Consider the following 21,191-nt stretch of genomic DNA (forward strand, 5'->3'; position numbering starts at 1 on the left):
CCTCACGTGTGGGTTCCCGCGCGAGGTCCCGGGCGCGTCTGGCCCAGGGCCACGTGCCCGGGGTGGAGGTCCGCGACGGTCGCGGCGCCCAGCAGCGACATGGTGTGCGCGAGCTCGGCGGTGAGGAAGCCCAGTGCGGCGTCGACCCCGCGTCGCCCGCCGACCATGAGCCCGTAGAGGTAGGCGCGCCCGACCATCACCGCGCTGGCGCCGAGGGCGACCGCCGCCGCGACGTCCGAGCCGGTGCGGATGCCGGAGTCGACCATCACCTCGGCCCGGTCGCCGACCGCGGCGACGACGTGGGGGAGCAGCTCGAGCGGCACCGGCGCGCGGTCGAGCTGGCGGCCACCGTGGTTGGAGAGCACCACCGCGTCGGCGCCGGCGTCCACCGCCGCGAGGGCGTCGGCGACCGACAGCACCCCCTTGACCACGACCGGACCCGACCACCGCTCCTTGAGCCAGGTGATGTCGGCGGGGCGCAGCGCCTGCTCGCGCAGGGTGTTGGACATCCCCCAGCGCGCGTAGTGCGAGTCCTCGGGGAACGTCGCGAACCGCAGCGGCTCGGTGGTCAGGATGTCGCCCACCCACCGCGGCCGGCGCGCCATGTCGGCGAAGGTCCGCATCGTCAGCGCCGGCGGGATCGAGAAGCCGTTGCGCCGGTCCTGCCACTTGGCGCCGGACAGGGCGGTGTCCACGGTCAGCACCAGCGCGTCGTACCCGTGCTCCCGGGCCTGGCGGACGTGCTCGAGGCTCACGTCGCGGTCCTTCATCAGGTAGAGCTGGAACCAGTTCCGCCCGCCCGGGGCCGCCTGCGCGACGTCCGGGATCGAGCTCGTGGCGTACGTCGAGAGGGTGTAGGGCAGCCCGGCGGCCTCGGCCGACGCGGCGACCGCGCACTCCCCGGAGTGGTGCGAGAGCCGGGTGTAGCCGGTCGGCGCCAGCACGATCGGTGCGCTCGCCCGTCGGCCCAGGATCGTCGTCGAGGTGTCCGGCTCGCCCACGGCCTCGAACGTCGAGGGCCGCAGCTCGAGGGCGTCGTACGCCGCGCGGTTGCGGTGCATCGAGCGCTCGGTCTCGGCGCCGGTCTCGACGTAGTCCAGCACCGCCCGCGGCACCCGGCGGCGGGCCTCACGGGCCAGGTCGTCGACGCACACGCAGCGTGCGAGGCGGCGTACGACGGGGTCCGGGGACCACGGCCGGGTCACGAGGAAGGGAGCCACGTCGGCCCACCGGGGGACCCGCCTGACGGTCGTCATCTCTGGACAGCACCTCACTCATCGGATAAGTTCTCAACTCATCATACAAGTTGGCCCTCCCCGAAGGAACCCCGATGTCCGACTCCATCCGCAGCCTGAAGCTGTCCCACGTCGTCCTGCCGATCGCGAACCCGGTGAGCGATGCCAAGGTGCTCACCGGCAAGCAGAAGCCGCTCACCGAGACGGTGCTGCTCTTCGTCGAGGTCACCACCGAGCAGGGCCTCACCGGCATGGGGTTCTCCTACTCCAAGCGCGCGGGCGGCAAGGCGCAGTTCGCCCACCTCAAGGAGGTCGCCGAGGTCGCGATCGGGCAGGACCCGAGCGACATCGCCAAGATCTACGAGTCGCTGATGTGGGCCGGCGCCTCCGTCGGCCGCTCCGGGGTCGCGACCCAGGCCGTGGCCGCGCTCGACGTCGCGCTGTGGGACCTCAAGGCCCGCCGCGCCGACCTGCCGCTGGCCAAGCTGCTCGGGGCGCACCGCGACTCGTGCCGTGTCTACAACACCTCCGGCGGCTTCCTCCAGGCGTCGCTGTCGGAGATGAAGGAGAAGGCGTCCGCGTCGCTCGAGGCCGGCATCGCGGGCATCAAGATCAAGGTCGGACAGCCCGACTGGCGCCTCGACCTCGAGCGCGTCGCCGCGATGCGCGCGCACCTCGGCGACGGGCCGTTCATGGTCGACGCCAACCAGCAGTGGGACCGCGCCCGCGCCCGCCGGATGTGCCGCGAGCTCGAGCAGCACGACCTGATCTGGATCGAGGAGCCCCTCGACGCCTGGGACGCCGTCGGCCACGCGGACCTGTCGCAGGAGTTTGACACCCCGATCGCGACCGGCGAGATGCTGACGTCGGTGGCCGAGCACATGGCGCTGCTCGACGCGGGCTACCGCGGCATCGTGCAGCCCGACGCCCCGCGCATCGGCGGCATCACGCCGTTCCTCAAGTTCGCCACGATCGCGGCCCACCGCGGCCTCGCGCTCGCCCCGCACTACGCGATGGAGATCCACCTGCACCTCGCCGCGGCGTACCCCACCGACCCGTGGGTCGAGCACTTCGAGTGGCTCGACCCGCTGTTCGACGAGTCCGTCGAGATCCGCGACGGGCAGATCTTCGTGCCGCAGCGTCCGGGCCTCGGCTTCACGCTGTCGGAGCAGATGCGCGCCCACACCGAGGACACGGTGACGTTCGGGGCCTGACGGCCCCCGGCGCCCGGACGGCAGGCATGATGCGGCCCATGAGGACCCGCCCGCAGCACGTCGTCGCCGGGCTCAAGGACAAGATCCTGCGCGGCGACCTCGCCCCCGGCGCCAAGCTGCCGTCCGAGGCCGAGCTCATCGAGGAGTACGCCGTCTCCCGCACCGTCGTGCGGGAGGCGGTGTCCCGGCTGCAGGCCGAGGGGCTGGTCGAGACCTTCCAGGGCCGCGGCTCCTTCGTGCTCGCCGTGCCCGAGCCCTCGTCGTTCACCCTGGAGACGTCGGCGATCCGCAGCCACCACGACGTGCTGGCGATGGTCGACTTCCGGATCGGGGTCGAGACCGAGGCCGCCGGCCTGGCGGCCTCCCGGGTCACGCCGGACTCCTCGGCGTCGATCACCGCGGCGCACGAGTCGTTCACGGCGGCCGGCCACGAGGGGGCCGTCGAGGCGGACTTCGCCTTCCACCGGGCGATCGCGGCCGCCACGGACAATCGCTTCTACGTCGACCTGCTCGACTCGCTCGGCCCGATGATGATCATGCTCCCGCGCACCCGCCTCGGCGACGAGTACACGATGACCGACGCCACGCACGTCGAGCGGGTCCAGCGCGAGCACGACAACGTCGCCGCCGCGATCCTCGCCGGCGACGCCGACACCGCCCGCGCTGCCATGCGCCTGCACCTGGGCAACACCCGCCGGCGCCTCACCCGCTGACCGGGCACTTGCGTGAGGTTGATCTCCGGCATGGAGTTCCACGCACCTGAGTGGAACTGCTGCCCTCACTCGGTGAAGCTCCCCGACTTCGACGCACCTGCGTGGAACTTCAGGGGGCCCGACCGCCTCCAGCGTCCCCCGTCCGAGAGTCGGGAACTGCCCGGTCGGCACATTCCAGCGTGCCGGAAGTGCCCGGTCGCGCCTCACCAGCGGGTGGTGTTGACCTCGAAGTCCGGCTGGATGGTCCGCATGTAGACGGTGTCCTCGCGACGTCGTACGCCGCACTCGAGGTACTGCTCGTGCAGCAGCCCGAGCATGTCCCGGTCGAGCTCGACGCCGAGGCCGGGACCCGTGGGCACCGACAGGGCTCCGTCGGAGAACGACAGCACGCCCGGCTTGATGAGGTCCTGCGTCTTCCACGGGTAATGGGTGTCGCAGGCGTAGGTCAGGGTCGGCGACGCGGCGGCGAGGTGGGTCATCGCGGCGAGCGAGACGCCGAGGTGCGAGTTGCTGTGCATCGACAGCCCCAGGCCCCACGTCTCGGTGATCCCGGCCAGCAGCTGCGAGCGGCGCAGGCCGCCCCAGAGGTGGTGGTCGGACAGCACGATCTGCACGGCGTCGGCCGCGATCGCCAGCGGGAGGTGCTCCATCGCGATGACGCACATGTTGGTCGCGAGGGGCACGTCGGTGCGCGCCGAGACCGCGGCCATCCCCTCGATTCCGGGGGTCGGGTCCTCGAGGTACTCCACGACCCCGGACAGGCGCGAGGCCACGGCGACCGACGTGTCGACCGTCCACCCGCCGTTGGGGTCGAGCCGCAGCGGCAGGTCGGGGAAGGCGTCGCGCAGCGCCTCGATCGCGTCGCACTCCTCCGACGGCGGCAGCACGCCGCCCTTGAGCTTGAGGGAGCCGAAGCCCCAGCCGTCGACCATCCGGTGCGCCTGCGCGACGAGCTGCTCGGGCGTCAGCGCCTCGCCCCACTCGTCGTCGGGGAGGCCCGGGTGGCCGGCCCACTTGTAGAAGAGGTAGCCGCTGAACGGCACCGAGTCGCGGACCCGACCGCCGAGCACCTCGCTCACCGGGCGGCCGGTCTCGTGGCCCTGGAGGTCGATGCAGGCGACCTCGAAGGGGGAGTGCACGGTGTCGACGGCGGACTTCACGTCGAGCATCCCGCCGAAGCTCGCGCCCGCACCGCCGGTCTCCCGGCCGAGGACGTCGACGACCACGCGGCGTACGGCGGCGAGGTCGAACGGGTCGATGCCGCCCAGCGACGCGGCGACGGCGGACAGCCGCGCGAGGTGGGCCTCGTCGGCGTACGTCTCGCCGAGCCCGACCAGGCCGGAGTCGGTGTGCACCTCGACGATCGCGCGCAGCGCCCACGGCTGGTGCACGCCGACGACGTTGAGCAGCGGCGGGTCGGCGAAGGCGACCGGGGTGACGACGACCCGCGAGATCCTCGAGGGGCTCATCGGGCGGGCTTGACGGCCAGCACCGGCGCGTCGAGCTCGAGCAGCAGGCGCTGTGCGTCGCTGCCCATCACCAGCTTGCCCACGGGCGAGCGGCGGCGCAGCCCGATCACGACCAGCCGGGCGCCGGTGCGCTCGACGGCGGTCGCGAAGGCGTCGACGATGTCGGCGCCGTGGTCGGCGTGGTCGACCGACGCGGTGACGCCGAGCGCGGCCGCGGCCGCGACGATGCGGGCCTCGTCCTCGGGTCCGACGAGCCGGGCGTCGACGGTGCTGCCGCGGCGCGGGCTGTTGAGGACCACCGCGTCCTCGCCGTGGGCGGCCGCCTCGGCGAGCCCGGCCTCGAGGGCCGCCTCGCCGACGGGGGTGGGCACGTAGCCGATGAGGACGGTCATCGCACGCCTGCTTCCTGGTCGTGGTGCTCGCTGGTGTCGGAGGGGGTGTTCGAGGGGGGCCGGCGCCGCAGCACCAGCTGGATGACCGGCAGCGCGATCACCATGACGATGAAGACGATGATCACCCCGGAGATGGGCCGGGTGACGAAGCCGGTCGGGTCGCCCTCGAAGAGCAGCATCGAGCGGCGGAAGCTCGACTCCACGAGCGACCCGAGCACGAAGGCCAGCACCATCGGACCGGGCTCGAAGCCGGTCTTCTTCATGAGGTAGCCGACGATGCCGAAGGCGATCATCACGAAGATGTCGAAGACCGAGTTGTTGATCGTGTAGACGCCCAGGATCGTGATGAGCGCGGTGATCGGGGCCAGGATCGCCGGCCGCACCCGCAGGATCTTCACGAAGATGCCGACCAGCGGGATGCTCAGCGCGAGCAGGATCAGGTTGCCGATGTACATCGAGTTGACGACGCCCCAGAACAGGTCCGGGCGCTCGTCGATCAGCTGCGGGCCGGGCGCGACGCCGACGACCAGCAGCGCGGCGTACAGCATCGCCATGGAGGCGTTGGCCGGGATGCCGATGGTGAGCAGCGGGATGAACGACGACGTGGCGGCGGCGTTGTTGGCCGACTCGGGGCCGGCGACGCCCTCGATGGCGCCGCGGCCGAAGCGGGAGGGGTCCTTGGCGACCTTCTTCTCCGCGGCGTACGCCGCCAGCGAGGCCATCACGGCGCCGCCGCCGGGCAGCACGCCGAGGAAGAAGCCGATGACCGAGCCGCGGGCGATCGCCGGCGACGACTGCTTGAGGTCCTTGCGGGAGGGCCAGATGTTGGCGATCGCGGCGGGCACGTGCGGCTTGCCGTGGCGCTCCTCGAGGTTGTAGAAGATCTCGCCGACGCCGAAGAGGCCCATGGCGACCACGACGAAGTCGATGCCGCTCTGGAGCTCGAGGCTGTCGAACGTGAACCGGTCGGCCGAGCTGAAGCTGTCGCTGCCGACGGTGGCGAGCAGCAGGCCGATCGCCGCGGCGACCAGCGCCTTGACGGTGTTGCCGTTGCCGACGGTGGCCACGAGCAGGACGCCGAGCAGCGCGAGGGCGGCGTACTCCGGAGGGCCGAAGTCGAGGGCGTAGCTCGCGACGATCGGGCCGAGCAACGTCAGGCCGATGATGGAGACGGTGGCGCCGATGAAGGAGCCGATGGCGGCGATGCCGAGGGCCGTGCCGGCCTTGCCCTGCTTGGCCAGGGCGAAGCCGTCGAACACGGTGACCACCGAGCTGGCCTCACCGGGGATGCGCAGCAGGACCGAGGTGATCGTGCCGCCGTACTGGGCGCCGTAGTAGATGCCGGCGAGCATGATGATGGCCGCCACCTGGTTGCCGTCGGAGGCGGCGCCGTAGGCGATCGGCAGCAGGATGGCCATCGTGGCGGCGGGGCCGAGGCCCGGCAGCACGCCGATGAGCATGCCGATCAGGACGCCGATCAGGCAGTACATCAGGTTGGTCGGCTGGGTCACGACCGCGAAGCCGTCGATGAAGGCGTTGAAGTCCATCAGGGTCTCCTCTCGTCGCTCAGAAGGCGATCAGGTGGGGCAGCGGGATCTTGAGGCCGTAGAGGAACAGCACGTAGAACGCTGCGGTCGTGGCGACCGAGATGACGATCGTGCTGCGCCAGGTCTCGCCGCCGAGGAACCGCAGCCACACGATCCCGAGCAGGATCGCCGGGATCTCGAAGCCGAGGGTCGGGAGGAGCAGGCCGAGGCCGACGAACGTTGCGCCGCCGACCAGGACGAGCAGGCTGGACCGGGTGAACTTCTCCGCGTCCTCGAGGGTGCGGCCGACGACCAGCAGCACCACCGCGAGGACCATGATGAGGACCGAGACCGCGAAGGGCCACAGCCCCGGGCCGGGCCGCCGCAGCGACCCGAGCCCGTAGCCGTGGGCGAGGTACGCCGCACCCGCACCGAGGACGAGGACCACGAGCGCCGGGATCACCTGGTACGCCGGTCCGCCGGCGGGCGGTCGCTCCTCGGCCAGGTCGCGGGCGACCTCCGCCTGGAGCTCGGCCAGGATGTCCGGCTCGTCGGCCGTCCGCGTCTCGCGCTCGCTCATGGTCATCTCGTCTCGTCGGTTCCGGGTGCGGCGGGTGGAGCGTGCGTCAGCTGGCGTCGCCCAGGTCGATGCCGTACTCCTCGACCAGGTCGGCGTACCGCTGGGTGTCCTCCTCGAGCTGCGTGACGACCTCGTCACCCGAGATCTCCATCGGGGTGAGGTTGTTCTGCTCGTTGAAGGCCTGGTACTCCTCGGTCTCGAACGTCGCCTGCATGGCCTCTGCGATGGCGTCCTGGACGTCCTGCGGGGTGCCCTTCGGCACGGTCATGAAACGGTACTGCGCGACCTCGACGTCGAGGCCCGACTCCTGCGCCGTGGGCACGTCGGGGAGGAACTCGACGCGCTCGGGGCCGAAGACGGTGATCGGGACGATCTTGCCGGCCTCGATGTTCTCGATGGCCTCGCCGACCTGCAGGCAGGCGGTGTCGACCTGGTCGCCGAGGAGAGCGGTGAGGGCGGGGGCGCCGCCGTCGAAGGGGATCGCCTCGGCGGGGGTGTCGTTGACGTTGAAGGTCAGCGCGCAGGCGAGCTGGGCACCGGTGCCGACACCGGTGGTGCCGTAGGTGATCTTCTTGTCGGCGCTGGCGAAGTCGTCGATCGAGGTGAAGCCGCTGCCCTTGCTGGCGACGAGGACGTAGTCGTCGCGCGAGACGCCCTGGACGACCTCGAAGTCGTCGATGCTGGTGACCTCGTCCTCGCTGACCGCGAGCGGGGTGATGGCGAAGAGCGACGCGTTCTGCACGGAGATCGTGGAGCCGTCGGGCTCGGCCTTGGCGACCTCGGCCGCGGCCAGGGCGCCGTTGGCGCCCGAACGGTTGATCACCGGGAAGGATCCGCCGAGCTCGGCGGTCAGGCCCGCCGAGATCTGGCGGCTGATCAGGTCGGAGGAGCCGCCGGGGTCGGCGCCGACCGGCATCTCGACGGCACCCGACGGGTACTCGCCGGAGTCGCTGCCGCCACCCGCGGTGTTCTGGACGCCGCCGCAGGCGGTGAGGGCCACGACGGCGAAGGTGGCGACCGCTCCGAGGCTGAGGTGCTTGCGCATGCTGTGCTCCTTGGAATGTGATGTGACCGCCGACACTAGGTACCCGCGTCGATGCGCGTCCAAGCCCGATTCGGCATGGAATGATATGCGGCGCGCATCGTCGACTAGGCTCGGCCCCGTGATCACCCTCGACCAGGTGCGGTCCTTCGTGGCCGTCGCCGAGGAGCTGCACTTCGGCCGGGCCGCCGAGCGGCTCCAGATGACCCAGCCCCCGCTGTCGCGCCAGATCCAGAAGCTGGAGAAGTCCGTCGGCGCCCAGCTCCTCGAGCGCGACAACCGCCGGGTCGAGCTCACCGGCGCCGGGGCGGCCTTCCTCGACGAGGCCTACCGGCTGCTCAACCTCGTAGAGGGCGCGGGTGACCTGGCCCGGCGCGTGGACGCGGGCGCGGCCGGCGTCGTACGTCTCGGCTTCACCGCGGTCTCCGCCATCTCCATCCTCGGCCCGCTGCTGCGTCGGCTCACCGCCGCGCTGCCCGACGTCGAGGTGCTGCTGTCCGAGCGGGTCACCCAGGCCCAGGTCGACGGCATCCGGCGCGGCGAGCTCGACATCGGGCTCGCGCGCCCGCCCTTCGACACCTCCCTCTTGTCGTCCAAGGTCGTCCTGCGCGAGCCGCTGATGGCCGTCGTGCCGACCGACCACCCCTTGGCCGGGCTCGACCGTCCGCTGACGCCGCAGGACTTCGACGGACAGCCGGTGATCGGCTACCACCCCCAGCAGTCGCGCTACTTCCACGAGCTCTCGGTGCGCTTCCTCGCCAACGCGCACCCGCGCATCGAGCAGCGCGTGCACCAGGTGCTGACCGCGATGCTGCTCGTGGCTGCCGACCGCGGCCTCGCGCTCGCGCCCGCCTCCGCGACGTCGCTCCAGGTCGAGGGTGTGGTCTTCAAGGACCTCGCCCACGGTGGCGGCGACACCCGGCTCGACGCCGACCCCGACCGGCCGGTCGAGCTCTACGCCGTGTGGTCACGGGAGGTCGTCACCCCCGTCGTACGCCGCGTGCTCGACGTGGTCACGCAGGTCGCGGGCTAGCAGCCGCTCCTGCTCAGTCGAGGAACCAGGACATCAGCGCCCGCCCGAACGGGGAGAACAGCCAGCCCATCGTGCCGACCGCGACCGCGGCGGCGACCAGGGCCGGCGCGGTCCGGCGCAGGTCGCCCGCCGCGATGCCCTGCCGGGTGCGGACCACGGCCCAGGCGAGCGTCGCCAGGGCGAGGGCCGGACCGAGGAGGAAGGTCACCATCCCGGCCAGGCGGAAGGACGCCCACCCGCCCTGCGCGTACGGCCACAGGTCCTTTGGGTCGTGGTAGCCCATGGCCACCTCCTCGAGCGGAAAGCTGTCGAGGTCGTTGACGTAGTAGGGCATGACGAGGAACAGGGCGTACGCCCCGGCGCACACGAGGGCGACGATCAGCGGCGGCCAGCCGCCGCGCCACCAGTGCCGCCACCGGGCATGCCGCAGGGCGGGCGCGACGGACACGTCGATGGGGAAGCGAGCGGCAGGTGTCGTCACGCTACGGATGCTGGCGGCTGCGGGGTCACCGCCGGTGGTGTCGGCGGTGCGAATCCCCACAACGGATGAGGCCTGCGCATGAGATCGAGCCTCAGGCCGTGATCGCGTCCCCGTGCAGGCGGCTGCTGAGCAGCTGGTCGCGCAGTGCGGCCAGCTCGCCGACCGCGTCGAGGAAGCGGGTGGTGCTGTCGCCGACCTGGAGGTCGTCGAAGTAGAAGTGCCGCATCGCCAGCCGGGCCAGGTGGTGCTCGTCGTGGTCGAGCCGTGAGGCCAGGAGCTCGGCCAGCCCGGCCACCGTGGACTCGTCGACGACGTCGGCGCACCGGCTCACCGGGACGTCCTGGCGGAAGCGCTCGGCGTCCTGGTGCCGGTCGGTGATGAGGATCGGCGCCTCGGTGCGCAGGTAGAGCCAGTCGAGCCCGACCGATGACACGTCGGTCACCATCGCGTCGCAGTCGGGCATCACGGCCAGGATGTCACCGCGCAGCACGGACGTGTGTCCCGCCTCGGGCTCGCGGGCGGTGGCCGCCGCGACCATCTGCAGGATCGCCAGGTGCGCCTCCTGCACGGCGGGCGTGAGGCTGGTCGTCACCTTGGGGTGCGGCTTGTAGACGAGGCGCACGTCGGGGACAGCGAGGATCGCGCGCACGATGCGGGTGCCGATGGTGTCGAGCGACGTGTAGTCGTTGTAGTCGGCATCGCCCTCCCAGGTGGGCGCGTAGAGGACCGTACGACGCGTGGTCGGCGCGAGCAGCGACGCGGGCCGGAGGTCGAGCTGCGGCCGGCCGACGCGCACCAGGCGGCGCGTGTCGAACTCCAGCAGCCCCTCGATGTGCCGCTGCACGGCGGCCTCGCCGGCGACGAAGACACGGTCGTAGGCCTTGGCGTTGTTGCTCGCCATGGACTGCTTGTCGCTCTCCCCGTGGTTGATGTGCGCGTGCAGCATGCGCCCGTCGATGAGCGACTGGAAGTTGAGCATCGAGTTGTTGCAGTAGAGCGCGACCTTGGCGTCGAGCGCGTCGTACAGCTCGGTCAGCTCGGGGAACGACGGCGCGGTGAAGATCGGGAGGCCCGTGCGCTCGCGCAGCAGCGTCGCGACGTCGGGGTCGCGGACCACGATCCCCACCGGGTGGTGGGCGTGCAGGGTCTCGAGGACCTCCAGCCACTGGATCAGCTGGTAGCTCCGCGTGGGGTCGTCGGCGTAGTACGCGATGACGTGGACGTCGTTCACGTACAGATTCTAGGCGTCACGCCCAGCCTCGGAGGCCGTTTCGACCCCCGGCGGACCCGCCGGACTCCCGGGGACGGCGGGCGGGGCGACCGAGGCCCTACGGTGTCATGGACGTCTTGACACGTTCCGGGCCCGCGCGCCCATGTCCTCACTACGCTGTGGCGTCGACGGGCAACGGTGTCGACGGGGATCGACACAGGATGGGAGACGGTGTGGTGCAGTCCCGGGCGCGCGGCACGGACGCCGCGGACTCGTGGTCCGACGCCCCGACCCGGGCCTCCCTCCAGGTCCTCGCGGAGGGGGCGGCCACGCTCGCCGGCTTCGCCCAGTCGGCCATCAGCGTGCGTCGTGGGGACCAGCTCGAGGTGGTCGCCACGTCCGGCCCCGAGCTGGCCGACCTGGTCGGCACCTGGCTCCCGGTGGAGGTCCTGGAGAAGGAGCTCGCCAAGGCCGACGACTGGGGAGACCTGCGGTTCGTGCCGCACGAGCGGGTCGGTGACGAGGTCCTCGAGTACAGCCACGTCCCGGACCTCGACCCCGTTGCCGGCCCCGACGGCTGGCACCCGCTCGACCTGCTCGCCGCCCCGTTGTACGACGACGCGGGCGAGCTCCGCGGGCTGCTCACCGTCGACGCGCCCGTCGACGGCCTGCGTCCGGGGCCCCACCAGCGCGAGGTGCTCGCGAGGTACGCCGACGTCGCCCGCAGCTCGGTCCTCCTCGCCCTCGAGCGCGAGGTGCTCTCCGAGCGCGTGCGGATGGCCACCGAGGCGCGCGAGATGGTGCGCCGGGCGATGGGGGAGTCCTCGCTGGAGCGGGTGATCGCGGCCTGCCGGGCGGCGGTCGTCTCGTCCTTCGACGCGGTCGGCATGTGGCTCTCGGCCTTCGAGTCGGACGGCACCACGTCGAGCACGTGGTTCGCCGAGGGTGGACACGGCCGACCCGTGCTGGACGAGCTCGACGAGGTGCTGGTCCGGCTGGCCCACCGCTACTGGGCCGACCAGTACGTCGCCCACTTCTCCGCCAGCCGCGCCGACCACCCCGGGCTCGAGCCCGAGGAGGCGACGCAGATGCTCGACTTCCTCGACAGCATCCACATCGGCTCGATCCTCTTCGTCCCGCTGGGGGCCGGCCTGGAGTGCCTCGGCTTCCTCGCCCTCTCCCGGGTCTCGGACAACCAGGCGTGGACCGAGGTGGAGTACGACGCCGCGCTCGACATCGGTCGCGACCTCGGGCGGGCCGTCGCCAACGCCCGGCAGCGCGACGCCGAGCGGGCGCTCGTCACCCGGCTGCGTGACCTCGACAGCTATCGCAGCGAGCTCGTCAGCACCGTGGCCCACGAGCTGCGCAACCCGCTCAGCTCCGTGGTCGGCAACCTCGAGCTGCTCGAGGACGAGACCCTCACCGACCACGGCCGCCGCTCGGTCGAGTCGGCGATCCGGGGTGCCGGTCGCATCGAGGGCGTGATCGACGACCTCCTCACCGTGGCCCACGTGTCCGACCCGGACGCGGCCTTCGACCCGGTGCCGGTCGACCTGCGCCAGGTCGTGCTCGACGTCGAGGACGAGTGCGCCCACGCCGCCGCGAGCCGGTCGATCACCCTCACCCGGTCCCTCCCGGCAGGCAGCCTGCTCGTGCCGGGTCGTCCCGACGAGCTGCACCGGATGCTGGCCAACCTGGTGAGCAACGCGCTCAAGTACTCCGAGGACGGCAGCTCCGTCGCCATCGGCCTGGCCGTCGATGGCGCCGCCGTCGAGGGGGCCGGCGACGGGGCGCGGGTCGCCCTGAGCGTCGTCGACCACGGGCTGGGCATCTCGGAGGACGACCAGGCGGGCCTGTTCCGCGAGTTCTTCCGCTCCCGCAACCCCGAGGCCCTGTCCCGCCCGGGCAGCGGGCTCGGCCTGGTCATCGTGGACCGGATCGTCCGCCGCCACGGCGGCCGGATCGACGTCGACTCCGCGCTCGGCGCCGGCACCACCATGACGGTCACCCTCCCGGCCGGCTGATCGCCGTGGCCGGGCACGTCTTCGATGCTGACGTCTGGGAGCACTCCCCGGGCGACCCCGGCTCGTGGCACTTCCTCACCCTGCCCGGTGACGTCTCCGACGACCTCTCCGTCGAGGCCGGCCCCCGCGAGGGCTTCGGCAGCATCCGGGTGGTCGTGACGATCGGCTCCACGACCTGGCGTACGTCGGTGTTCCCCGACTCCGAGCTCGGCCGCTACGTCCTGCCCCTCAAGAAGCCGGTCCGCGCGGCCGAGGGGCTGCACGCCGGCAACACCTGCCGCGTCCACCTCGCCGTCGAGTAGGCCGCACCTCTCACGATCGGGGAACATCGTCCCGCGTGGGGCGAGTCGAGTTTCCCCGATCCTTCCCGCCGCGACCTGGGACCTGCGTCACCCAGCGACGCAGCTCGCACGGGTCGGCCGAGCCCCCTCAGCCCACCCCGGCGTACCCCTCGCGGTAGCTCGGTCGCGAGGGCACCCACCCGGTCGCGCGCAGTCGCGCGTTGGAGAGCCGCTTGCCGTGCCCCTGGTCCGGGTCGGCGGAGGGCGGGGCGGGAGCGCCGAGCTGCTCGGCGAGGTACGCCGCGACGTCACCCAGCTGCGCGGGCTCGTCGTCCGTCCCGAGGTAGAGCCGCTCGGGTGCCTCGGGACGGGTCAGCAGGTGCACGACCGCGTCGGCGGCGTCCTCGCGGTGGATGCGGTTGGTCCAGCGGTGCGGGTCGGTGACCCGCCCCTCGCGGACCGTGTCGAGCAGTCGGGTGCTGGAGCCGCCGTACAGGCCCGACAGCCGCAGCACCGTCGCCGTGGGCAGCCGCTCGTGGAAGAGCTCCTCGGCCGCGAGCAGCATCCGCCCCGGTCCGTCGGCCGGTCGCGGGGGAGTCGTCTCGTCGTCGAGGGGAGGCCGGTCGTGGCTGCCGTGCACGGCGGTCGAGGAGACCAGCAACGCCCGCTCCGGCGGCGTACCGGTCGCGGCCAGCGCGTCGAGCGCGCGTCGCATGCCGTCGACGTACGTCGCCCGGTAGGACTCCTCGGTCCGCGGGCGGGCGGTGAGGGCGACGACGGCGTACCGCGCTTCGAGGTCCGGCAGGGCGGGGACCTCGCGCGTCAGGTCGACGGACAGCCCGCGCAGCGGGGGCGGCACCAGCGTCGCGTTGCGCCGCAGCGCCAGCACGTCGTGCCCGCGGTCGGCGAGCCGCAGGCCGACCGCCGCGCCGAGGTCTCCGCAGCCGACGAGCAGCACGTCCGAGGTCACGGCGGCACGCTACGCCCTGCGCTAGCCCGAGTGCACCGTGGACGCGGCGTACGACGGGTGCGACGGTGGACCCATGACGCGCACGCTCGATGTGGACTACCTCGTGGTGGGGGCCGGGGCGATGGGGATGGCCTTCACGGACGCGTTGATCGACCATTCCGACGCCCGGGTGGCGCTCGTGGACCGCCGGCACGGGGTCGGCGGGCACTGGCTGGAGGCGTACCCGTTCGTCCAGCTGCACCAGTCCTCCGCGTTCTACGGCGTCCCCTCGACGTTGCTCGGCGGCGGCCAGCTCCAGCAGCACGGTCCCGAGGCGGGCCTGCAGGAGCGCGCCACCCAGGCGGAGATCACGGCGTACTACGCCCGGGCGCTCGACCGGATGCGGGAGACCGGCCGCGTCGACTTCTTCCCCAACAGCGACCACGACGGTGACCGCACCGTGGTCTCGCGCATCTCGGGAGCCACGTTCCGGGTGCCGGAGACCTGCCGGATCGTCAACGCGCACTACCTCGCGCCGAGCATCCCCGCGGAGGTGCCGCCTCCCTTCGGCGTCGGCGACGGCGTCCGCGTGGTGCCGGTCAACGACCTCGCCCGCCTGGAGGAGACGCCCAGCCAGTACATCGTCGTGGGCTCGGGCAAGACCGCCACGGACGCCTGCATCTGGCTGATGGCGCGCGGCGTGGACCCGGACGCGATCTGCTGGGTGCGCCCGCGCGACCCGTGGATGTTCAACCGGGCGCTCGTCCAGCCCGACCTCACGATCTTCCTGGGGATGGCGGCGGACCTCATGCAGTCGGCGGCCGCGTCGACGTCCCTCGAGGACCTGTTCCTCCGGCTGGAGGAGCACGACATCATGCTCCGCGTCGACCGCTCGGTGATGCCGACGATGGCCAAGGCCCCCACCCTGGCGACGTGGGAGCTCGACCTGCTGCGCACCATCGAGGACGTCGTACGCCGCGGGCACATCACCTCGGTCGGTCGCGGCAAGCTCGAGATGATCGAGGGGACGACGATCGGCATCGCCGATGACGCCCTGGTCGTGCACTGCGCGGCCGACGGCCTGAAGTACCCACCGCTCGTCCCGGTCTGGCGCCCGCGGGACATCACCCTCCAGCCCGTCCGCGCCGGCTTCCCGTGCTTCGGCGCTGCGCTGGTCGGGTACGTCGAGGCGACCCGCGCCGACGACGACGAGAAGAACCGGCTGTGCCCGCCGTCCAACTACGGCGACTCGATGGCGCAGTGGGCCGAGATGAACGTCCGTGGCACCCGGGCCACGCTGTCCTTCTCGGCCGAGAAGGACATCAAGCAGTGGGCGGACGGGGTGGCACTCAACCCGACGCGGGTCACGCCGGACCAACCGTCGTCGGCGGCCCTGGACGACGCCCGCGCGAGGCTGGCCACCCACACGCGGCCGGCGCTGGAGCGCCTCGACGCGCTGGTCCGGGGCGCGCGTTCGGGGCCCCGGGAAAAGTAGAACCGCCCACGGTCTCGGGTCCGTGGGCGGTTCTGGGGACGAATCTACCTCGTGATCGTCACCAGTGGTGCACAGGCGATGCACAGATCGGCAACGAGATGGTCACCGCGTCACGGGATCCCGAGGGCGGCCTTGAAGGCGGCGTACGAGATGAACGTGCCGTGCCCGCCGGCGATCCACTTCGGGGTGAGCCCCCGCGCCTTGACCATGGCGGCGATCGCCTGCGCGTTCGCGTCGGACGGAGAGGGGAGCCCGGGCGGCGAGTAGGTGTCGCTCGTGAAGAGGATCCCCTGGTCGGCCACGTAGGGCACCACCATGTCCACCGAGTGCTCAGTCTGCAGCGGGAACACCTGGATGCCGTTCGGCAGCGAGAGCCCGGCGGCGGGCACGCCCTGGACGTTGGCGGCGACGGTCGTCCCGTCCAGCCGGTCGGGCAGGACCGTCGAGCCGCGGTCCGCGAAGACCTGCTGGAAGAACGGCACGGCCTGCTCGCCCACGACGGCGGTCGCGCCGAGCGCGACGTACGGGCGCATCCCGCTGGCGTGGTCGGCGTGGTGGTGCGTCGTCACGACGTGCGTGATCGGTCCGGTGAAGTCGGGGCTGTCCTCGATGTACTGGATGACGGCCTCGGCACGGTGGTCGTGCAGCGCGCCCTCGAAGACCACGACACCACCGGGACGTTGCACGACCAGCGAGTTGTTGGCCACGCCCCCGAGGAGCTTCACGCCTGCTGCGGTGGTGGTCCCGTCGGTGATGGTGATCGGGTTGATCGCGCGCTGCCCGCCGTCCTTGATGAAGCCGAGGGCGACGAAGGACAGCAGCCACTCGCTCGTCCGCGTGCCGATGTCCGCGAGGTCCGCGTCGTACACCGGGTCCACGGCGCTCGGGAAGCGGAAGACGCGGCTCTTGATGCGCGGGTTGACGTCGACCTCCGTACGCCGCTCGCGCACCATCTCGAAGCCGTCGGAGGTGAGCGCCACCCGGCGTGGGAAGCGCACTCCGTCGTCCTCGCGACGCCAGCCGCGGTAGGTGACCTCGACGGGCACGTCGCGGCGCAGGTAGTCGTGCTGCGTGGTGCGCAGCATGGCGATCCGCTCCTTGCGCACGTCGACGAACAGCTCGATCGGGGCGACGGCGTCGCGCAGGACCAGCACCCGGTAGCGACGGCCGTCGATGGTGCGCTGGCCGCCGTTGCTGGCCAGGGACGGGCGGTCCAGGGCCCGGCTCAGCAGCACGTGCGGGTTGAGCAGCTCCTGCTCCCGGTGGATGGCCGCCCACCGGTCGGAGGTCATCGCCTTGGTGGCCGGCTGCGAGAAGTTGGCGTCCACGCCGCTGATGTAGCCGCGTCGCCCCGACAGGACCTCACGCACCGGACGGTCGACGCCCAGCGACGTCCGCACGTTGTCGATGCGGACCCGCGGCGGCCTGCTCCCCTTGAGGCGGTAGCGCACGCGCGCCTCGACCGTGGCGGCCGGGGAGGCGCCACTGCCCGGCACCGCGCCCTCGTCGAGGATCGAGCGTTCCGCCCCGGCGCGGTACTGGAAGGTCTTGAGTCCCCGGAGCGCCGAGGCGCCGCCGACCGCGTCGACGGCCATGCGCAGCGAACCCGCCGCACGCTGGGAGCCCTCGGCCGTGGCCGCCGCTCCTGATGTCGCACCGGCCGGCACGAGCCCGGTCAGTCCCATCGTCAATGCCAGCGCTCCGAGCGCCGCGCTGCTGGACAACCTGCTGGGTCCCATCTGACGTCCTCCCCAAGGATCACGGGTCTGTGGAGTCACGGACCGAGCGTCCCGAGTCCCTGGCACCCGACGCCGGCGATCCCGGAGGACGGAGCGGTCGCGACAGATCGTCTCCACGGTCGTCGCGTGCCGATCGGGGGGCAATGGCACTTTGGTACTACGACCCCGGGGGAGGGAGCAGCTACGTCCGGGTTCAGGTGTGCCGTACGACGACGCGCCCGGCGGCCACGTCCCAGCGCTGGTCCAGCCGGACGTTCTCGAGCAGGCGGCGGTCGTGGGAGACCAGCAGCAGCGCCCCGTCGTACGACGCCAGCGCCTGCTCGAGCTGCTCGATGGCCGGCACGTCGAGGTGGTTGGTGGGCTCGTCGAGGACGAGCAGGTTGACCCCCCGGGCCTGCAGCAGCGCCATGGCCGCGCGGGTGCGCTCGCCCGGGGAGAGGCGTCCGACCTCGCTGGTGACCTGGTCGGCCTTGAGCCCGAACTTCGCCAGGAGGGTGCGCACCTCGGCCTGCGCCATCTCCGGCACGGCGACCTCGAAGGCGTCCCCGAGCGGCCGGGCGTCGTCGAGGCCGGTGCGGGCCTGGTCGATGACGCCGACCGCGACCGAGGCACCCAGCGACGCGGAGCCCCTGTCGGGGTCCGTCTCGCCGAGCAGCAGCCGGAGCAGCGTGGTCTTGCCGGCTCCGTTGGGACCGGTGATGCCGATCCGGTCGCCGGCGTCGACCTGCACGGAGACGGGACCGAGCCGGAAGTCGCCGAGCTGACGCGTCGCCTCGTTGAGGGTGGCGACCACCCCGCTGGACCGCGGCGCGGCGGCGATGTCGAACTGCAGGACCCACTCCTTGCGCGGCTCCTCGACCTCGTCGAGCCGGGCGATCCGCGACTCCATCTGGCGGACCTTCTGCGCCTGCTTCTCCGAGGACTCGGTGGCCGCCTTGCGCCGGATCTTGTCGTTGTCGGGGCTCTTCTTCATCGCGTTGCGCACGCCCTGCGAGCTCCACTCCCGCTGGGTGCGGGCCCGCTGCACGAGGTCCGCACGCGTCCCGGCGTACTGCTCGTAGGCCTCCCGGGCGTGGCGACGGGCGACGGCGCGCTCCTCGAGGAACGCGTCGTACCCGCCGTCGTAGACGGAGACCTGGCCCTGGGCCAGGTCGAGCTCGACGATCCGGGTGACGCAGCGGGCGAGGAACTCCCGGTCGTGCGAGACGAGCACGACGCCGCCGCGCAGGCCCTGCACGAAGGACTCCAGCCGAGCGAGCCCGTCGAGGTCGAGGTCGTTGGTCGGCTCGTCGAGCAGGACGACGTCGAAGCGGCTGAGCAGCAGCGCGGCCAGCGCCACCCGGGCCGCCTGGCCGCCGGACAGGGCGGTCATCAACGCCTCGGGGCCGACGTCGAGCCCGAGGTCGGCCAGCACCGGCGGCACCCGGTCGTCGAGGTCGGCGGCGCCGCTCGCCATCCACCGGTCGAACGCGACGGCGTACGCGTCGTCGACCCCCGGCTCGTCCGAGCCGAGCGCCGCGGCGGCGGCCTCCATCGTCGCGGTCGCCTCGGCAGCGCCCGTACGCCGCGCGAGGTAGTGCGCGACCGTCTCGCCCGGCACGCGCTCGTGCTCCTGGGGGAGCAACCCGACGAAGGCGTCCCGCGGCGCACAGTCCACCGATCCGGCCATCGGCCGGGTCACCCCACCGAGCAGGGACAGCAGGGTCGACTTGCCGGCACCGTTGGCCCCGACGACGCCGATCACGTCACCCGGGGCGACCGTCAGGTCGAGTCCCTCGAAGAGGACCCGGTGACCGTGCCCGCCCGACAGGTCCTTCGCGACGAGGGTGGCGTTCACCCGGTGGAGCCTAGTCACGGGTCGCCGCGGACCGGACGGGCGTCGCCGAAATCCCGATCCCGCGCCCGATGCCCTATCGTGGGTCTTGTTGAAGGGTCGGCCGCAAGCCGTCCTGGCCGCCCACGATGGTGCGGCTCGTATCTTGTACTCCTGGTTTTCGGTTCGCTGGACATCAGCACAGGTGGATGTCTTCAGCGCCTCGAGGGGCACACTGCCCCCCGACGAAACAAAGGAACAGATCATGGCTTCAGGCACCGTCAAGTGGTTCAACGCCGAAAAGGGCTTCGGCTTCATCGCCCAGGACGGCGGCGGCGAGGACGTGTTCGTCCACTTCTCCGCGATCCAGTCCGGCGGCTACAAGTCGCTCGACGAGAACCAGAAGGTCGAGTTCGACCTGGCCCAGGGCCCCAAGGGTCCCCAGGCCGAGAACGTTCGCGTCTCCTGATCTCACTCGAAGGGCCCCGACCGCACGCGGTCGGGGCCCTTCGTGCGTCCGGGCACCGCGAAGAGGTCCGGGGTCCCTCAGACGAACGCGGGGAACGTGGGTGCGGCGAGCGGGCCGCTGGACCGGTCCCGGGCCACCTCGTACGCATGGGCGATCTCGATCAGCCGGCCCTCGCTGCCGGCGGTGCCCCAGAACGACACGGCCACCGGCAGGCCGGCGGCGAGCTCGGTGGGGACCGTGACCAGGGGGTAGCCCGCGATCGCGGTCGGACCGGTGCAGCCGCCGGCGAGGTGCTCGGCGTTGACGAGGTCGATGGGGTTCGCGGGTGGGTAGGACGGCGTCACCAGCGCGTCCAGGCGGTGCTCGCGCAGCACCCGGTCGATCCCGCCGGTCCGCGTGGCTGCGACCCCCCTCGCCCGCGCCTCGCGGTGCTCGGGGCTGCCGGCGAGCGGGCCGGCCAGCGCCTGCTCGAAGAGCCCCTGGCCGAAGTGGGCCAGCTCGGTCGCGGCGTGCTCACGGTTGAAGGCGACGATGTCCTGCAACGTGCGGGGCACGTCACCGGTGCGGGTCGCGAGGTAGTCCGCGACCCCCGCACGGAACTCCGCCAGCAGCACCAGCAGCTCGTCGTCCCCGACCTCGTCGCCGTACGTCGGCAGGTCGGTGTCGTCGACGATCGTCGCCCCCGCGGCGGCGAGCAGGCCCAGCGCCCGCTCGGCGGCGGCGTCGGCGTGCGGGGAGTAGCCCCAGTACGTCGCGCGCGGCACGCCCACGCGGGCGCCGGCCAGCCGACCCGTCACCGCGTGCCCGGCGTAGTCGGTGCCGTCCGCGGCGAGCACCGTGAGCAGGGCGGCCGCGTCCCGGACCGTCCTGGCCATCGGTCCGGGTGAGTCCTGGGAGGGGGAGACCGGCACGACACCCGCGGTGGGCACGGTCCCCACGGTCGGCTTGATCCCCACGCAACCGTTGAACGCCGCCGGACAGCTGATCGAGCCGTCGGTCTCGGTGCCCACGGCGAAGGGGGCGAGGCCGGCCGCGACCGCGGCGCCGCTGCCGGAGCTGGAGCCCCCCGCCGACCGGTTCAGCCCGTAGGGGTTGCGGGTGAGCCCGCCGAAGGCGCTCCACCCCGACGTCGAGGACTCGTCGCGGATGTTGGCCCACTCGGAGAGGTTCGTCTTGCCCAGCACGATCATCCCGGCGGCGCGCAGGCGCTCCACGAGGGCCGCGTCCCGGCTCGGCGGCGGCGTACCGGCCAGCGCCAGGGATCCGGCCGTGGTCGCCAGGTCGTGGGTGTCGATGTTGTCCTTGACGAGCACGGCCCGACCGTGGAGCGGGCTCCGGGGGTCCCGGTCGGCGGCCTCGGCGTCGAGCCGGTCCGCCTGCGCCAGTGCGTCCGGGTGCAGCGTGCAGATCGCGTTGATCCCGGGCTCGACGACGTCGATCCGCTCGAGGAGCTCCTCGACCGCCGCACGGGCGCTGGCGGCTGTCGACGCGGTCATCGCCCGAGTCTGCCCGACGGTGTCGGCCAA

General features: G+C 72.3%; 19 protein-coding genes. 7 read left to right on the top strand and 12 right to left on the bottom strand.

Annotated elements, in window-relative coordinates:
- Nucleotides 1-2: 2 nt before the first annotated feature.
- Complete coding sequence (locus ASG88_RS07710; protein WP_056886848.1) at nt 3-1,256, bottom strand: alpha-hydroxy acid oxidase; 1,254 nt, start codon at nt 1,254-1,256, stop codon at nt 3-5.
- A 74-nt stretch (nt 1,257-1,330) separates the two neighbouring features.
- Between ASG88_RS07710 and ASG88_RS07715 the strand changes: the two genes are divergently transcribed.
- Nucleotides 1,331-2,449 carry an L-talarate/galactarate dehydratase gene (locus ASG88_RS07715; protein ID WP_056886849.1) on the top strand — a complete coding sequence of 373 codons (1,119 nt, stop codon included), beginning with the start codon at nt 1,331-1,333 and terminating at the stop codon, nt 2,447-2,449.
- A gap of 38 nt (nt 2,450-2,487) precedes the next feature.
- Nucleotides 2,488-3,162, top strand: coding sequence for a FadR/GntR family transcriptional regulator (locus ASG88_RS07720; RefSeq protein WP_056886850.1), 675 nt, complete (start codon nt 2,488-2,490; stop codon nt 3,160-3,162).
- A gap of 203 nt (nt 3,163-3,365) precedes the next feature.
- On the opposite strand, the gene ASG88_RS07725 is transcribed toward ASG88_RS07720, so the two are convergent.
- The 5 genes from ASG88_RS07725 to ASG88_RS07745 are packed head-to-tail and all read right to left on the bottom strand — an operon-like array spanning nt 3,366 to nt 8,174.
- Nucleotides 3,366-4,631, bottom strand: coding sequence for a glucarate dehydratase family protein (locus ASG88_RS07725; RefSeq protein WP_056886851.1), 1,266 nt, complete (start codon nt 4,629-4,631; stop codon nt 3,366-3,368).
- A complete protein-coding gene (locus ASG88_RS07730; protein WP_056886852.1) occupies nt 4,628-5,023 on the bottom strand; it encodes a universal stress protein in 396 nt (131 codons plus the stop codon). The genes ASG88_RS07725 and ASG88_RS07730 overlap by 4 nt, the downstream gene beginning before the upstream one ends.
- Nucleotides 5,020-6,570, bottom strand: a complete 1,551-nt coding sequence (locus ASG88_RS07735; protein WP_056886853.1) for a tripartite tricarboxylate transporter permease — start codon at nt 6,568-6,570, stop codon at nt 5,020-5,022. The genes ASG88_RS07730 and ASG88_RS07735 overlap by 4 nt, the downstream gene beginning before the upstream one ends.
- Before the next feature lie 19 nt (nt 6,571-6,589).
- Nucleotides 6,590-7,129, bottom strand: coding sequence for a tripartite tricarboxylate transporter TctB family protein (locus ASG88_RS07740; protein WP_235534772.1), 540 nt, complete (start codon nt 7,127-7,129; stop codon nt 6,590-6,592).
- A 46-nt stretch (nt 7,130-7,175) separates the two neighbouring features.
- On the bottom strand, nt 7,176-8,174 hold the full coding sequence (locus tag ASG88_RS07745) for a Bug family tripartite tricarboxylate transporter substrate binding protein (RefSeq protein WP_056886854.1): 999 nt from the start codon (nt 8,172-8,174) through the stop codon (nt 7,176-7,178).
- A gap of 118 nt (nt 8,175-8,292) precedes the next feature.
- On the opposite strand from ASG88_RS07745, the gene ASG88_RS07750 reads away from it, so the two are divergent.
- On the top strand, nt 8,293-9,204 hold the full coding sequence (locus ASG88_RS07750) for a LysR family transcriptional regulator (protein ID WP_056886855.1): 912 nt from the start codon (nt 8,293-8,295) through the stop codon (nt 9,202-9,204).
- Nucleotides 9,205-9,217: 13 nt separating this feature from the next.
- On the opposite strand, the gene ASG88_RS07755 is transcribed toward ASG88_RS07750, so the two are convergent.
- Both ASG88_RS07755 and ASG88_RS07760 read right to left on the bottom strand, forming a co-directional pair.
- Nucleotides 9,218-9,685 (bottom strand): hypothetical protein, encoded by a 468-nt coding sequence (locus ASG88_RS07755; RefSeq protein ID WP_157559627.1) that lies wholly within the window; start codon nt 9,683-9,685, stop codon nt 9,218-9,220.
- 91 nt (nt 9,686-9,776) lie between these two features.
- The gene (locus tag ASG88_RS07760) at nt 9,777-10,916 is read right to left on the bottom strand and encodes a CDP-glycerol glycerophosphotransferase family protein (RefSeq protein ID WP_056886857.1); all 1,140 of its coding nucleotides are present in this window, start codon (nt 10,914-10,916) and stop codon (nt 9,777-9,779) included.
- 200 nt (nt 10,917-11,116) lie between these two features.
- Between ASG88_RS07760 and ASG88_RS07765 the strand changes: the two genes are divergently transcribed.
- Together ASG88_RS07765 and ASG88_RS07770 are read left to right on the top strand one after the other, a co-directional pair.
- A complete protein-coding gene (locus ASG88_RS07765; RefSeq protein ID WP_056886858.1) occupies nt 11,117-12,919 on the top strand; it encodes a sensor histidine kinase in 1,803 nt (600 codons plus the stop codon).
- Nucleotides 12,920-12,924: 5 nt separating this feature from the next.
- Entirely contained in the window at nt 12,925-13,221 is a 297-nt protein-coding gene (locus ASG88_RS07770; RefSeq protein WP_157559628.1) for a DUF1905 domain-containing protein, read from the top strand.
- A 127-nt stretch (nt 13,222-13,348) separates the two neighbouring features.
- Here the strand turns inward: ASG88_RS07770 and ASG88_RS07775 are convergent, their stop codons facing one another.
- Complete coding sequence (locus ASG88_RS07775) at nt 13,349-14,170, bottom strand: NAD-dependent epimerase/dehydratase family protein (RefSeq protein WP_200956395.1); 822 nt, start codon at nt 14,168-14,170, stop codon at nt 13,349-13,351.
- Between the two features lie 73 nt (nt 14,171-14,243).
- On the opposite strand from ASG88_RS07775, the gene ASG88_RS07780 reads away from it, so the two are divergent.
- On the top strand, nt 14,244-15,644 hold the full coding sequence (locus ASG88_RS07780; protein ID WP_056887389.1) for an NAD(P)-binding protein: 1,401 nt from the start codon (nt 14,244-14,246) through the stop codon (nt 15,642-15,644).
- Between the two features lie 110 nt (nt 15,645-15,754).
- Here the strand turns inward: ASG88_RS07780 and ASG88_RS07785 are convergent, their stop codons facing one another.
- Nucleotides 15,755-17,383 (bottom strand): MBL fold metallo-hydrolase, encoded by a 1,629-nt coding sequence (locus tag ASG88_RS07785; protein WP_082600098.1) that lies wholly within the window; start codon nt 17,381-17,383, stop codon nt 15,755-15,757.
- 193 nt (nt 17,384-17,576) lie between these two features.
- Nucleotides 17,577-19,220, bottom strand: a complete 1,644-nt coding sequence (locus ASG88_RS07790; RefSeq protein ID WP_056886860.1) for an ABC-F family ATP-binding cassette domain-containing protein — start codon at nt 19,218-19,220, stop codon at nt 17,577-17,579.
- 241 nt (nt 19,221-19,461) lie between these two features.
- Here ASG88_RS07790 and ASG88_RS07795 point away from each other — a divergent pair, with 241 nt between their 5' ends.
- Nucleotides 19,462-19,665, top strand: a complete 204-nt coding sequence (locus ASG88_RS07795; protein WP_056886861.1) for a cold-shock protein — start codon at nt 19,462-19,464, stop codon at nt 19,663-19,665.
- Nucleotides 19,666-19,742: 77 nt separating this feature from the next.
- On the opposite strand, the gene ASG88_RS07800 is transcribed toward ASG88_RS07795, so the two are convergent.
- Complete coding sequence (locus ASG88_RS07800; protein ID WP_056886862.1) at nt 19,743-21,161, bottom strand: amidase family protein; 1,419 nt, start codon at nt 21,159-21,161, stop codon at nt 19,743-19,745.
- Nucleotides 21,162-21,191 lie beyond the last annotated feature (30 nt).

The sequence above is a fragment of the Nocardioides sp. Soil777 genome, assembly GCF_001428425.1.
GTDB classification, from domain to species: domain Bacteria; phylum Actinomycetota; class Actinomycetes; order Propionibacteriales; family Nocardioidaceae; genus Nocardioides; species Nocardioides terrigena.